14 protein-coding genes and 2 tRNA genes are annotated in these 14,148 nt (G+C 42.3%); 13 read left to right on the top strand and 3 right to left on the bottom strand.

Annotated elements, in window-relative coordinates:
* From VNZ46_RS10365 to VNZ46_RS10375, 3 genes are all read left to right on the top strand, one after another.
* Window positions 1-1,088 (top strand): helix-hairpin-helix domain-containing protein (locus VNZ46_RS10365; protein ID WP_325560097.1); only part of this gene is annotated, 1,088 nt, incomplete at its 5' end.
* A gap of 389 nt (window positions 1,089-1,477) precedes the next feature.
* A complete protein-coding gene (locus VNZ46_RS10370; protein WP_325560098.1) occupies window positions 1,478-2,281 on the top strand; it encodes a hypothetical protein in 804 nt (267 codons plus the stop codon).
* On the top strand, window positions 2,250-3,650 hold the full coding sequence (locus tag VNZ46_RS10375; RefSeq protein ID WP_325560099.1) for an RtcB family protein: 1,401 nt from the start codon (window positions 2,250-2,252) through the stop codon (window positions 3,648-3,650). Before VNZ46_RS10370 ends, VNZ46_RS10375 begins: the two co-directional genes overlap by 32 nt.
* A gap of 13 nt (window positions 3,651-3,663) precedes the next feature.
* On the opposite strand, the gene VNZ46_RS10380 is transcribed toward VNZ46_RS10375, so the two are convergent.
* A complete protein-coding gene (locus tag VNZ46_RS10380; protein WP_325560100.1) occupies window positions 3,664-4,689 on the bottom strand; it encodes a WYL domain-containing protein in 1,026 nt (341 codons plus the stop codon).
* A gap of 264 nt (window positions 4,690-4,953) precedes the next feature.
* Between VNZ46_RS10380 and VNZ46_RS10385 the strand changes: the two genes are divergently transcribed.
* The 5 genes from VNZ46_RS10385 to VNZ46_RS10405 all read left to right on the top strand — a co-directional run bounded on the left by VNZ46_RS10385 (window position 4,954) and on the right by VNZ46_RS10405 (window position 9,835).
* Window positions 4,954-5,169 (top strand): hypothetical protein, encoded by a 216-nt coding sequence (locus tag VNZ46_RS10385; protein WP_325560101.1) that lies wholly within the window; start codon window positions 4,954-4,956, stop codon window positions 5,167-5,169.
* A gap of 331 nt (window positions 5,170-5,500) precedes the next feature.
* Window positions 5,501-6,598 carry a slipin family protein gene (locus VNZ46_RS10390; RefSeq protein WP_325560102.1) on the top strand — a complete coding sequence of 366 codons (1,098 nt, stop codon included), beginning with the start codon at window positions 5,501-5,503 and terminating at the stop codon, window positions 6,596-6,598.
* 9 nt (window positions 6,599-6,607) lie between these two features.
* Window positions 6,608-7,369, top strand: coding sequence for a nucleotidyltransferase domain-containing protein (locus VNZ46_RS10395; RefSeq protein WP_325560103.1), 762 nt, complete (start codon window positions 6,608-6,610; stop codon window positions 7,367-7,369).
* Window positions 7,359-8,420 carry a DNA polymerase beta superfamily protein gene (locus VNZ46_RS10400; RefSeq protein ID WP_325560104.1) on the top strand — a complete coding sequence of 354 codons (1,062 nt, stop codon included), beginning with the start codon at window positions 7,359-7,361 and terminating at the stop codon, window positions 8,418-8,420. Before VNZ46_RS10395 ends, VNZ46_RS10400 begins: the two co-directional genes overlap by 11 nt.
* Window positions 8,417-9,835: an RtcB family protein gene (locus VNZ46_RS10405; protein ID WP_325560105.1), complete on the top strand. Its 1,419-nt coding sequence runs from the start codon at window positions 8,417-8,419 to the stop codon at window positions 9,833-9,835. Before VNZ46_RS10400 ends, VNZ46_RS10405 begins: the two co-directional genes overlap by 4 nt.
* 17 nt (window positions 9,836-9,852) lie before the next feature.
* Here the strand turns inward: VNZ46_RS10405 and VNZ46_RS10410 are convergent, their stop codons facing one another.
* Window positions 9,853-10,326: an Lrp/AsnC ligand binding domain-containing protein gene (locus tag VNZ46_RS10410; protein WP_133779189.1), complete on the bottom strand. Its 474-nt coding sequence runs from the start codon at window positions 10,324-10,326 to the stop codon at window positions 9,853-9,855.
* A 154-nt stretch (window positions 10,327-10,480) separates the two neighbouring features.
* On the opposite strand from VNZ46_RS10410, the gene VNZ46_RS10415 reads away from it, so the two are divergent.
* Window positions 10,481-10,588: transfer RNA gene (locus tag VNZ46_RS10415), tRNA-Asp, on the top strand.
* 74 nt (window positions 10,589-10,662) lie between these two features.
* Window positions 10,663-10,808: transfer RNA gene (locus VNZ46_RS10420), tRNA-Asp, on the top strand.
* A 63-nt stretch (window positions 10,809-10,871) separates the two neighbouring features.
* Here the strand turns inward: VNZ46_RS10420 and VNZ46_RS10425 are convergent.
* Window positions 10,872-12,449 carry a TPM domain-containing protein gene (locus VNZ46_RS10425; protein WP_325560106.1) on the bottom strand — a complete coding sequence of 526 codons (1,578 nt, stop codon included), beginning with the start codon at window positions 12,447-12,449 and terminating at the stop codon, window positions 10,872-10,874.
* Between the two features lie 471 nt (window positions 12,450-12,920).
* Here VNZ46_RS10425 and VNZ46_RS10430 point away from each other — a divergent pair, with 471 nt between their 5' ends.
* The 3 genes from VNZ46_RS10430 to VNZ46_RS10440 all read left to right on the top strand — a co-directional run.
* Complete coding sequence (locus VNZ46_RS10430; protein WP_325560107.1) at window positions 12,921-13,529, top strand: GIN domain-containing protein; 609 nt, start codon at window positions 12,921-12,923, stop codon at window positions 13,527-13,529.
* A 10-nt stretch (window positions 13,530-13,539) separates the two neighbouring features.
* Window positions 13,540-13,737, top strand: a complete 198-nt coding sequence (locus tag VNZ46_RS10435; RefSeq protein ID WP_325560108.1) for a hypothetical protein — start codon at window positions 13,540-13,542, stop codon at window positions 13,735-13,737.
* 14 nt (window positions 13,738-13,751) lie between these two features.
* Window positions 13,752-14,148: MFS transporter (locus tag VNZ46_RS10440; RefSeq protein ID WP_325560109.1), on the top strand; the 397-nt coding region annotated here is incomplete at its 3' end.

The raw sequence follows: 14,148 nt of genomic DNA on the forward strand, positions 1-14,148 counted from the left end.
TTTATTCTGCATCAGAAGCCGCAAGGGAGGAGTTTCCAAATCACGATATTACGGTTAGGGGTGCGGTGTCTATTGGGCGCCGTTTGATGGATCCTTTAGCAGAGCTGGTTAAAATTGATCCTAAATCTATCGGTGTGGGGCAGTACCAGCATGATGTCGATCAGAATAAATTGCAGGCTTCTTTGGATGATACTGTAATGAGTTGTGTGAATGCGGTAGGCGTGGAATTGAACACGGCTTCCAAGCAGGTACTGGCTTATGTTTCCGGACTGGGGCCTCAACTGGCACAAAATATCATTAGCTACAGGAATGAGCATGGTGCTTTTAAAAACAGAGAAAGTCTGAAAAAAGTACCACGTTTGGGTGATAAAGCATTTGAACAGGCGGCGGGTTTCCTCCGCATCAGAAATGGTGCACATGTTTTGGATGCAAGTGGGGTACATCCTGAACGTTATGAGCTGATCAACAGAATGGCGGCAGACCTGGGTTGTTCTTTGGAAGAATTGCTGAGCGATACCGCACAGCAGAAAAAGATCAAACTTCAACAATATGTGAGTGAAGAAGTGGGTTTGCCTACTTTAAATGATATTATGGCAGAGCTTGCCAAACCCGGGCGTGATCCAAGGGAGCAGTTTGAGGTATTTAGTTTTACCGATGGGGTAAATGAGATTGCAGATCTGAAACCAGGGATGAAACTGCCGGGAATTGTAACAAATATTACGAATTTTGGCGCTTTTGTAGATATAGGTGTGCATCAGGATGGTTTGGTACATACCAGTCAGATGTCAGATAAATTCGTTCCGAACCCAAATGATCTGGTTAAGGTTCATCAGAAAGTTGAAGTTACGGTTGTTGAAGTGGATGTGGAACGGAAAAGGATTTCCTTGTCTATGAAGAAGGAACATACCGGTAAGGCAGAGAAATCTAAATCGGAGAAACATCAGCACAAACCGAAATTTAAACCGAAACCGAGTGCGGCTGGCGGTGCTAAACCTGCGTTTAAGAAGCCGGAAGTTAAAAAGGAGAAAGCGCTTCCTGAAGGTGATTTGCAAATGAAGCTTGCTGCACTGAAGGATAAGTTCAAATAAGTTTTAGAAGGGCCCGTAAGGGCCTTTTTTTGTTGCAGAGTGTTTTTCTCTGGGTGCTTAATCTGTATCATGCTTAGATTATGTATAAATTCCTGCGGCTCTTGCGGATGTGAGAAAAATAGCTTTATCTTTGCGCCAGTTCCTTGTTCGACTTTTTTTAATTATAGGAATCATGACTGAACGTTTCTACATATCGCCCCTTTCGCACGCTGCCTGATCCAGGCGGACGTTATTACATTTTGCTTATTGTATAAAATGGAATGCTTTCTGGTTTTAAGCCAGACTGATCTGCGTCTGCCGAAATTTTTAAGATCTGGCCTGTGCTGAATTTATAAGGGTATATCCTCTTTCTGAGGACGAATTGAGCCAATCAACACAATTATAATTTTTTGAGTAACAGTCCAATGGACAATAATGAATTGTCGTTTGATGTTTTGCAGTACAGATTGAAATCTGCAAGACGAAAGAAACGACTACAAAAAAAGGATTTCGATAAACAGCTTATCCGGATGATGAGACATAAGAGTCAACTCTTGAATCAAAGACGAGATCTGCCTATGATTCCTCTGGAAAAACCCTATCAACGGGGGTGGAAGCGTTGTTTCGCATTACGGGAAGATGTGGCAAGATCTTCTTCCTCTGCTTTTTATGAAGGGCTTTTGGCTAAGATCAATACGGTGCAGTATAGCCCGGAAAAGTTCTTTAAAGTAAAGAAGAGGAGAAAGGGTAAAAAAGTCAGGGTAGAAAAAAGGCAGTTCCTCATGGAGTTTTCCGAGTGGTACTGGAATGATGCCTGTCTAAAGCTTACAGAGGTGGAGAGAACGCATTTTCATTTGTATGAAGTGAGCAGGGAAAAGGGGAAAGAGAAAACGTTTCGATATAGGTTTAATGAGCCATGGAAGTACAGATTGCAAGTTAAACCGCATTTGATTACGGAAGTAAAGATGGTAGATGAGGTACTGGAGCAGGAAATTAAATTTCTGAATAACCATATTGAAAAACATCATTTGTATCCCAGGATTTCGAAACTTACTGGTGGCGCCTATCACTACTGGAAATGGGCTGGTGAGGATAAAGCTTGTTATCTGGAAGCTGAAAAAGAAGCATTGCTCCAAATAAAGGAGGCAATGGAATTTAAAAAGAAGAACAATTTTAAACGCAATGAGCATTTTAAAAACAAAAGAATTAAGTAAAATAGGCTATACGAACGATAAAGCAAGAAGTCTGGCGATCAATATGATCAGCAGATATTTTAAGCATCATAGTAAGAGCCAGATTATAGAGCTGTTAACGGCTATTTTAAACCAGCCGGAGAAGTATATGGCTGAGGAAGCGACGGAGAAATTAGCGGCAACATTTATGGATGAAGTAAAGGTCTGCGATTTTCAAACACATGGGCTTTTACAGGAAAAGGGCCAGTTAAAGGTGTATGGGGGTAAGGGGATTGATGAAAGTACAAAAAGGCAGATGGAGTTGGTGATGTCTTTACCGGTGGTGGTGCAGGGCGCATTAATGCCTGATGCGCATACCGGGTATGGATTGCCAATTGGCGGGGTAGTGGCTGCGGAAAATGCCGTCATCCCTTATGCGGTTGGTGTGGATATTGGGTGTCGCATGGCTTTGTCTGTTATAGATGAAAGTGATAGTTTTTTCAAAAGATATAGTCATCATGTGAAGGTCGCGCTGAAGCAGTGGACGCACTTTGGGATGGAGGGTGGCCTGGAAGTTCCGGCTGAACATGAAGTTCTGGACAGTGCATTATTTCAGGAAACGGAACTTTTGAAGAAACTGCAGGGCAAGGCTTATCGTCAGCTGGGTACTTCTGGTGGTGGAAATCATTTCGTTGAATTTGGAGAAATAGAATTGTACGAAGGGAATTCCCTGGGGCTTCCGGCCAAAAAGTATATGGCCCTGCTCTCTCATTCAGGCAGCAGGGGGCTGGGGGCAAACCTGGCGGAATATTATACCCGGATAGCGATGAACACCTGCAAATTACCAAGAGAAGCGGCCCGTCTGGCTTGGCTGGACTTAAATACGCAGGCTGGACAAGAGTATTGGCTGAGTATGAACCTTGCGGGAGATTATGCGAAGGCCTGTCATGATGTGATCCATGCCAGTTTACTGAAATCCCTGGGTTTGCAGACCTTGGCTAAGGTGGAAAACCACCATAATTTTGCCTGGAAGGAACAAATGGAGGATGGCAGGGAAGTGATTGTACATCGAAAAGGTGCTACCCCGGCGCATAAGGGTGAATTGGGTATCATTCCAGGAAGCATGACTTCGGCGGCCTACCTGGTGAAAGGTAAGGGTATTGGGCATTCATTGAATTCTGCAGCGCACGGAGCGGGCAGAGCCATGAGCCGGAAAAAGGCAAAAGACAGTTCTACAGCATCCGATTTGAAGAAAGTTTTAAGCCGTGCGGGTGTGACCTTGATAGGAGGGAGCGTGGAGGAAAACCCTAAAGCCTATAAGGACATAGAGCTGGTGATGGCCGCGCAGAAAGAGCTTGTGGATGTAGAAGGCCGGTTTATGCCCAGGATGGTCAGAATGAATAAGGATTAACAGGAGCCCCTCATTATTGGGGGGCTTTCTCCTGATACTGCCTGGTGGCACGTTCAAGCCTGTTTTTTATTGTGTTGGCCAGATTTCTTGGAGACAGGACTTTCATAAAATGGCCAAAACCAAGTATTTCGCGCTCCAGTTCAAAATTAAGTATCACGTCTATTCTGATGGTGACGCCTTCATCATCTTCTTTTAAGACTTGCTGGCTGGGATGAATGGGTTTTGTGAGGATATAGGGTGCATGGTACTTTTCTATTCTTAAAACAACTTTTTGGGCCCTGTCACGTTCAGATTTGGTTACGCCTATCATGTCCTCAAAATACCGGTCGAAGTCTATGCCTTTGTATTCAACAAATGTTTCCTTGGTGAGTTCCTGAAACTCCAGGATCCGGTCTAAAGCCAAGTTCAGCAGGGTTGTTCCCTTTTTGGGTTTCACGATCAGAAACCACCTGTTTCTGTATTCTTTTAACAAGTAAGGAAAGTAAATGCCGGATTGGGATTTGTGGGCTTTAAAGGATTTGTATTCGATCAAAAGCGGAATTTTATGGAGAATTGCCTGATAAAGCGGGTTGATGTAATGTATGCCTTTAAGTTGTGTGTTGCTCTCAAACTGTATACAATTCCGGCTTTGGTGTGTAGATTTATACAGGTTGTTTTCCAGTTTGGCAATCATATCGCTCATCTCGTCGAAATAACTGAAGCCGTTGAACTGTTTAAGAATGCCGACAATTTCCTTCATTTTGTCGATGTCATTGTTATTGATCGGCGCTTTTGTAATGCTGTAGGAGGAATCGCTGTAGGCATAATACTTTCTGTCGTTGACGATGATGGGGGCGTTGTAGCCCAGCTTATCGCTCCGCATCAGCTGGATGTCTGCCTGTATGGTGCGCATGCTTACGCCAGAGGTAATGCCTTCATATTCATAGAGCATGGAGGATACTTTTTCGATGATATCTTCAAGGGTCCATTTCCGGCGCCTGTTTTGTAAACATTCATCGATCGTTTTGTACCTGATCAGGGCTAATTTGTTAATTGACATCCTAAAAATCTTTTTTATAAAAGTATAAAAACAAAATTACTGCGCAATGGATCTGCGTATTTAAAGTTTTTATAAAGCTCTTTAGCTTGGTTTTTAAATTTATTGAGTTGATTTATAGTGTTTTGTGGGTTTGCGTGGAGTTATTATTTAACTGCGCAATTCCCCTGCGTTGATATGCCCGCATCTTTGTCATGTCAACAATAAGACAGGTTCTTTGAAGAAAAGCAGTACTGAAAAGTACAATAAAGATATTCCCGAAAGGGGATGGCGATTAAAAAGGATGAACATCCACAGTTGAGGGTTTCTGTATGGCCCCATAGTATTGAGCTGTTCAGCAGCAATATTCTGATGTTTTATAATGGAGATCGTCTTCGTTGTGTGTCGCGGGTTCGAATCCCGCTCCCGGTGAAACGGGGTAGATCAGGGGTAGATCAACAACATCATATGCAGGTTCGAATCCTGCTTCCAGAAATGGAATAGCAAAATGGTAATGCACCGGATTTAGGTTCCGTTAAAAGAAGGGAAACTTTTCAAATTCCCATTGTAAAAGTACTGCAAAAGGCATTCAGCTTTTCACCGGATTCCGGTGGCGGGCAAATCTGGATTCTGCTTTGAAAGTGTAGGAAAGGAAATGATGCAGGTACACGATAGATAAATACGAAAAAGGGCTGGCGCTCTCTACGCTCTCCTGAACTCTTTTAGTATTTATGAGGGGTATTGAAATTGTTTTCAACAGGATACTTCCGCAGAAACCGGATGAATGTCTTTTAAGGTGCTGATTTAAGAGATTAACCAACAAAAAATATAAGATATGAAAAGAATACATGTAAATACCAACTCTGCGGGCTTGGTTTATAAAAACGGAGAATTAAAAAGAACATTAACTGCAGGTAATTACTGGTTGGGGTTTGGGGAGAAGATGGAGGTCTATGATATGTCTAAAACTTTCATTGCTTCAGTTGAATTGGATGTATTGCTGTTGAATGAAGATTTTAAAGGACTGGTTGATGTGATAGAAGTGAAGGACAATGAACTGGTTTTGGTTTATCAGAACGGTAATTTTAAACAGGTACTGGTTGCCGGGAAGTATGCTTTCTGGAAGGGACTGAACAATTATTCTTTTGTACGGGCAGATTTGTCAGATGATGAATCCACCGCGCTGATTGATAGAAATACATTGGGTAAGTCGCAGTTATCGGTGCATACAAGGTCATTTACTGTCGAAACTTATGAGAAAGGCCTGTTGATGAAAGATGGGAAGATGGAAAGGATGCTGGAGCCAGGAACTTTCACCTGGTGGAAAAACAGTACCGTAATCCAGGTCCTGAAAACGGATATGCGTCAGTTGAACATGGAGATCATTGGCCAGGAGATCCTGACGAAGGATAAAGCGCAGTTGAGGATTAATTTTACGGTTCAGTATAAAGTAACAGATGTCAAAAAAGCTTTGCTGGAAAATAAGGATTTTGATAAACAATTGTATGTGCTGATCCAGCTTGCTTTAAGGGCGTTTGTTGGAAGAATGACTTTTGATGAGCTGATGGAACATAAGGAAAGGATCTCTGAGCAGGTGCTGGCAGATTCTTCTTCAAAAGCGGCTGAATTGGGTGTCGAATTATTGAACTGCGGAGTGAAGGATATTGTTTTGCCAGGAGATGTGAAAGAGATTATGAACCAGGTGCTGATTGCGGAAAAGAGGGCACAGGCCAACCTGATCACCAGAAGGGAAGAAACGGCTTCTGCGAGGAGTTTATTGAACACGGCTAAATTGATGGAGGATAATGCGATGCTGTATAAATTGAAAGAAATGGAATATGTAGAGAAAATCGCAGAGAAGATCAATACCATCAGTTTATCCGGAGGCGGGCAGATTGTAGATCAGTTGAAACAAATTTTTGTAAAATCATAAAATGTAAATATGAAAGCGACGATATTGAATAAGCTGGCTTCAATAGAAGCAGAGCATAACATAAAAATCCTCTTTTCCTGCGAGTCGGGAAGCCGGGGTTGGCAGTTTCCTTCTCCTGATAGTGATTTTGATGTAAGGTTTATTTATGTGAGACCAGTTAATTACTACCTCTCCATATCAGATCGGACTGATCATCTGGGCTTTCCAATAAATGAGGAGCTGGATATTTATGGATGGGATTTAAGGAAGGTGCTCCAGTTGACCAGAAAGTCAAATACCACACCTTTTGAGTGGCTGCAGTCACCTATTGTTTACAGAGAGCGGGATGATTTTAAAGAAAGTCTCTGGGCGCTTTCTCAGGATTTTTTTAACGCTAAGACCAATGCCCATCATTATTTGGGAGTCGCATGGGGAGCGCTGGAAACGATGTTGGGGGGTGATGAAATCAGCATAAAAAAACTGTTTTATGTTTTGCGTTCTTTACTTTCAGCGAAATGGTGCCTGGATAAAGGAGAAATTGCACCGATGACAATAGATACGCTGATGACTTTGCTCCCGCTTTCCCTGCAAATAACCGTTAAGGATTTGATCCAATTTAAAGCTACAGCAGCAGAGGGCACAAAAGTTACGATAGAAGGAGTGTTGAGGGCTTATATAGAAGAGGAATTCAGGAGGTGCAGTATAGCGGCAAATTGTTTGGAAAAAAAACAGTTTGATGCCACTTTGTTGGATGAGTTCTTTATCAAAATGATAAATGAGTATGACAATTAAAGAAATAAAAAACAAAGGACTGTTGCTTTTTGAATGTGTTAGTGGCAGCAGGGCTTATGGTTTGGAGACGCCAGGTTCAGATACTGACCTGAAAGGCGTTTATTACTTGCCGAGATCGGAGTTCTATGGCTTAAATTATGTACCCCAGGTTAGTAATAAAAGCAATGACGAGGTTTACTACGAACTGGGCAGATATTTTGAATTGCTTTCAAAATGCAACCCGAATATACTGGAAATGCTGTCTTCGCCTGAAGATTGTGTGCGCTATAAGCATCCGTTAATGGAAAAGTTGAATCCGGGTATGGTGCTTTCGAAAGTATGCAAGGATACTTTTGCCGGTTATGCCATTACGCAGGTGCGTAAGGCAAAGGGCCTGAAAAAGAAAATTGTAAATCCGATGCCTGAAAAGCGAGCTTCTGTACTGGATTTTTGTTTTGTGATAGAGAACGGCCTTTCTGTGAGGTTGGAAGATTGGCTGAAAGAAAAAAACTATGTGCAAGAACGTTGTGGTCTAGTGAATATACCTCATTCCAGAGGATTGTATGCGCTCTTTTATGATCAGGAGGATGAATTTCATTATAGTGGAGTGGTCAATAGTGACCGATCCAATGATGTTTCTCTTTCTTCTGTGCCCAAAGGACAAAGAATAGCCGGATATCTTTCCTTCAATGTGGACAGCTACTCTATCTATTGTAAAGAATACCTGGAGTACTGGGATTGGGTAGAAAACAGAAATGAAGACCGTTATATGGGGACATTGGAGCATGGGAAAGACTATGATGCGAAAAATATGATGCATACTATACGTTTGCTGGAGGTTGCAGAGGAGTTGCTAAGAACCGGTACTTTAAAAGTGAGGCGAGATAACAGAACAGAATTGCTGGCCATCAGATCTGGCGTTTTTGAATATGAGGAATTGCTAAAAAGGGCTGAGGATCTGGTAGAGAAGATAGGAAAGGCTTACGCTATAAGTACACTGCCACATGGGGTAGATAAGGTAGCGTTAGAAAATGTTCTTGTAGAGATGAGAACTGAATTGTATAAATTATGAAAAGAAAAATACATGGGAATGACCTGTTGGAGATAGGTTATCATCCTGGAAAAATATTAGGTGCAGCATTGGATTTGGTGGAAAATCGCTTTGATGAATTGCCTGCAAAAGAGGTGCTGTTGCTGATGAAAGCTTTGGCAAAGGAACCTGAACGTTTTATGGACCATGAGGTTCTGGCAGAATTGGCGACTGCCATGATTGAAGAGTCTATGATAGAGCAGGAGATTTCGTTGAAAGCGGAAAAAGGGGATTATGCGGTATATGGTTCAGCTTATATTGAGGAGGGGGCTAGAAAACAAATGGATATTGCGATGAGACTTCCGGTGACAGTTGCCGGAGCCTTGATGCCCGATGCTCATCAAGGCTATGGTTTGCCGATTGGAGGTGTTCTGGCAACAAAAAATGCAATTATTCCTTATGGCGTTGGTGTAGACATTGGATGCCGGATGGCTTTGTCTGTATTCGATATTTCTGAAAACCATTTTTATGCCAATGAGGCCAGCTTTAAAAGAGAATTGATTGCACATACCAAATTTGGTGCAGGGCACGGTTTTCATGGACAATATAAAGCAGACCATGAAGTGCTGGAACGGGAAGAGTTTAAACTCACGCCATTTATGAAGAACCTGCACGACAAGGCTTATTCACAATTGGGAAGCTCTGGTGGTGGAAATCATTTTGTGGAATGGGGGATCATTGAATTCGAGAAAAGAGATGAGGCGCTGGGTATAGAAAAAGGGAAGTACCTGGCTTTACTGACGCATTCTGGTTCCCGTGGACTGGGAGCCACGCTGGCGGGTTATTATACCAAACTGGCAAAATCAATGTGTAAACTTCCGGCTGAAGCGGCTAATCTTGCCTATCTGGATTTGAATTCAGAAGCTGGGCAAGAGTACTGGCTGGCGATGAATCTGGCGGGTGATTATGCTTCTGCGTGCCATGAAGTAATTCATGATAAGCTGACCAGAGCAATAGGCGCGGAGGTTCTGGCTAAGGTAGAAAACCATCATAACTTTGCCTGGAAGGAAATGTGGAATGGAGAGGAAGTGATTGTGCACCGTAAAGGGGCTACACCTGCAGGGAGGGGAGTGATGGGAATTATTCCCGGTTCTATGACGGCTCCTGGGTTTCTGGTAAGGGGAAAGGGAGAAGCGGCTGCAATACATTCGGCTTCACATGGTGCGGGGAGGCAGATGAGCCGCTCAAAAGCCATCAAGAACATTTCCAGGGAAGAAATGCGGGGGATACTGAAAGCCCATGAGGTAACCTTGATCGGAGCGGGGCTGGATGAAGCTCCAATGGCCTATAAGGACATTAATCTGGTGATGGCAGCCCAGACTGCTCTTGTGGACGTGGTGGCCAGGTTTACGCCTAAAATTGTGCGCATGGCTGATGACGGAAGCCGGGAAGATTAGCTTAGGCAGATTGAAGTTTACAATTCAATCTGCCTTCTGATGCTTTCTTCCAGGGAAATTAACGTCTCTGTGCGCTGTATGCCGGCAACAGCTTGTATTTCTTCATTTAAAACATGTCTTAAATGACTCGTGTCCCTGCAGATGATTTTAGCAAACATGCTGTAGGCTCCGGTGGTGTAATGAAGCTCTACTACCTCTTTAATTCTGCTAAGCTGTTCTACTGCATCTTTATATTGTATCCCTTTTTCCAGGTAGATACCGAGAAAGGCACAGATGTCGTATCCTGCTTTCTGTGGGTCAATGATCAGGTGTGAGCCTCTGATGATGCCCATTTCCTGTAGTTTTTTCATTCTGACATGTATGGTCCCTCCCGAAACAATCAAATCTTTTGCAATTTCTGTATAAGGCTTTGTGGCATCCTGCATGAGTTGTTTGAGGATGTCGATATCCAGGTTATCAATTTCTGAATTTTGGCTTTCTTTTTTTATCATGTATTTTATATTTGGTAATCAAAAGCGAATATAATTACAAAAATTATAAAAATAAAATTAATTGTTTAAAATATTTGCAACATATTAGAGGTCTTGTTACATTTGTATCAAGCAAACGATAAAAAAACAAGTTCTTTAACATTTGCTTACCTACTGTAGGGTGGTGGAATTGGCAGACGCACCTCCTTGTCTCGGTGGTGGAGATTATGGAAAACCCGAAAGGGCTAACCACTCCTTGAAGGTTCGACTCCTTCCCCTACAGCGATTTATAAAGTAAGTTATAAAAAATCAACCTAAACCAAAGCTTACTTCATAAGAATACGTACATTAATATCATGTTGGGTGGTGAAATTGGCAGACACACCTCCTTGTCTCGGTGGTGGGGATCATGGGATAAACACAGTTTATGGGTTGACCACAAATTAATTTTTTGAACTGAGGCTAACTTCCCCTTGAAGGTTCGACTCCTTCCCCAACAGCCAGTTTTTTTATGAATAATAAGTTAGTTAATTGAGCGGACCAGGATTGGCCGCTCTTTTTTTGTTTTACCAGCTGCTTCCTGCGCCGCCGCCACCGGATGATCCACCGCTACTTGTGCTGCTGGAAGAGCTGCTGGAAGAACTGCTGCTTGAAAAGGAGGAAGAACTGCTGTCATCGCTGGAAACCGAGATCTTTGCAATCTCAAATTTGACCGAATCTTTAAATTTGCAGTTCGCACATATGGAATAGGTATAACCATAACCTTCCGAATAGGTCGTAGCCGGTTTTATGACCTTCCTTTTGTCAAATTTCAAGGTGATAAAATGGCATTCAGGACACTCCCGGGCTGTAGACTGGATGTTTTTGTAGTCCAGGATCAAGTGATCTTTACAGGAGGTGCATTCCCATACATCATAATCAATGGAGTCTATACGCTCCTCGGTAAGCTGGCCTTTAGATAAGAACTGATCTTCCTGGTTATCATCCAGACAAACCATGGGCTTTCCACATTTTTCGCAGTCCAATGGCGTATTTCGCAGTTGATATAATCTTTCTTTATAGGTCTTCCAATAGAATTTTAAAAATGGATAAGGAAATATCTTTAAGACGGCATGTTCCATGGATGCATGTGTTTCCTGCCACTTTAAATACTGCTCGTGCGTGCTCAGGTTTTTAAGGGATGATTTTAAGATGGAACTTAAAATGAAGAAATGCAGGTGTATATAAGTTAAGAGGAACAGGTAGAAAATAACAAGGCTTCTGAGGATAAACCAAAAGCCAGGAAGGGGATGCATAAAACTGATCCAGATAACCAATGCGGTAGGTATCAAGATCAGGAAATAGGAGACTGGATTTAGCCATTTTTTCTTAAAGCGATACCCATTTAAATTTGAGCCCAGTGCAGCGGCGATACCGATATAAAATATCAGGATTGGAATAAAGATAAGGAGGGCTATAAGACCCGGACCTTTCTTTGAAGAAGCAGATGATTGAAGGGCTTGTGTAAATGGTCTTTGATGCTCCACATATGCTGCAGCACTGTCTGCAACAGCCATACCGATATCTGGTGTGCCTGGCGGAGCAATGGCAACTGCAACGGTGCTGTCCGAAGGGGTTAATTCTGGTTGGCCTTCATTTTTTAATCTGGCCATTAATGCATCCACTCCTGAAAGGATGGCGCTGTCAAAATCATTGTTCTTTGCATGAGGGATCATGCTGTCTTCCTGGATCCTTTTACAGATCATATCCGGGAGTATACCTTCCAATCCATAGCCTGTTTCAAACTCAATTCTCTTCTGGTCTTTTACCACCAGGATCAGCAATCCGTTGTTGGTGTCTTTGCGGCCGATCTTCCATTTTCTGAACAACTCATGGGCAATGTCTTTGGGAACGTAATCTCCGATACTTTGAACAAAGACTACATCGATATGTGCCGTCCCGGCCTGATCCAGTTTGCTGAGTTCGTCGTTTAGTTTGGATACAGTTTCGGAGGAAAGTATATGATCGGGATTGCTGACATAACTTTCAGCGAGTGTTTTCGGATCAGGAATGGTTTCAAGTATTTTGTCTTTTGTTTGCGGGGCTTTACAGCTGGCGAAAAACAAAAGACTGATGGAGAAAAATAAACAGGCAGATTTTATCATAAACAATCAGTTTTATAGAAGTAAATATAAGGCTTTAGTGAGGATAATGTTTCCCTGGAACTTTTCAGAATATAAAATAAATGCCCATTTGTCGACTGCAATTGCCTGTTGGTCGATCACAAGACCGGAGTGGTCTAATGGTGCATTACCCTACTGCAACGTTTTTGCCTTTCTGAAGTCTTATTTCCGAAAAACAGAAGATATTAATAGTCCTCAGGACATATAAGAGCTTGTCGAGCCGGCCCGTCGTGACCGGGGAGGTGCAAGGTGAATAATAATAGGACGCGGTTTGGTGGATGCCAACCGCTTTCTTTTTTTACAATGGATTTCAAAGGAAATCTTGTCGGTTAAAATTGGCCGTTCGTCGTTTTTTCTGCCCGGATCATATAATACTGGTCGTTTGAGTGCAACGTTTTGATTTTCAGTGTGGTCTTATGGGAAGAAAACATCAGGATTTCAAAAAAAACCGATATGAAAACTTTAATCAAAACCCTATTTGCAGCAGTCATGACCATTATTTTTGGCGTTTCTGCTACTGCAACTACTTCATTTGCAAATGAAGGTACGAAAGGAAGTCTAGTGCTCGCTGATACTTCAGATTATTCCATGCTTAAAATCACTGGACATGTAAAAGTGTACCTCCGTCAGGGCAGCCGGGACAGAGTGTATACGGAATTTGCCGAAGATCGGGACCGGGTATCTTTTAAACGCAGAGGCCCTAAGCTGCTGATCCATTCTACTGCGTCAGAAACCATTGTCGTTTTTGTAATTGTAAAAGACTTAAAAAGGGTTGAGCTTTCTGATCAGGCAAGTGTAGGATCACAGGGGAGTCTGAACTTTCCTATATTTCAGGTTTTGCTGAAGGATCAGGCAGAGGCGGATTTAAAGATATGTGCAGGAGACTTGTATACTGTTGTTAATGATCAGGCTGTGTTGAAACTGAGTGGCTCTTCTGACAGTCATACGATTAAAAAAGGAAAGTTTTCTACATTGAAAATGCAACGTTTTGCTTGTTCAAATACAGAAACCCTTCAGTCTGAAGACGCTTCCCTTGCCTTTTTAAAGGAGGATCAATATTAATGTTTAAGGCATGCTTCATGGAAAAATTTGTGTAACTGGATTTGGTTGGGTAGATTTGTCCATGAGCAAAAAAGACTTTAAAAAAAGTAAAAGTAATAAATTTAAGCTACCAAGAAAGCTTAAAAAAGCGCAAACAAAGGCACGTTTAAAGCAGGCTTCAGAATATCTTTGGGCTGAGCTTGCCAAGGGCTTTGAACAAAAAGGCTAAGCCCGATCACCTTCATGGCTGGTTCTAAAAAGTTCTATACCATTCTCATTCTGGGGTCTTTGTCTGCGCTTGGGCCATTTTCTATTGATATGTATTTGCCTGGATTCGATTCCATTGCTAAAGATCTGCATACCAGTATTCCTAATGTTGCGCTTTCCTTATCCAGTTTTTTTATCGGAATTTCGGCAGGACAGTTGCTTTATGGGCCTCTTCTGGATAAGTTTGGGCGAAAAAAACCATTGTATTTTGGCTTGGTCTTGTATATTCTGGCCTCTATAGGCTGTTTAGCTGTGAAGGACATCAACCAGCTGATTATATTAAGATTTGTTCAGGCTATTGGGAGTTGTGCAACTGCAGTGGCGTCTGTGGCCATGATACGCGATCTTTTTACGGTTCAGGAAAGTCCTAAGG

The sequence above is a fragment of the Pedobacter sp. genome, assembly GCF_035566355.1.
GTDB lineage: Bacteria > Bacteroidota > Bacteroidia > Sphingobacteriales > Sphingobacteriaceae > Pedobacter.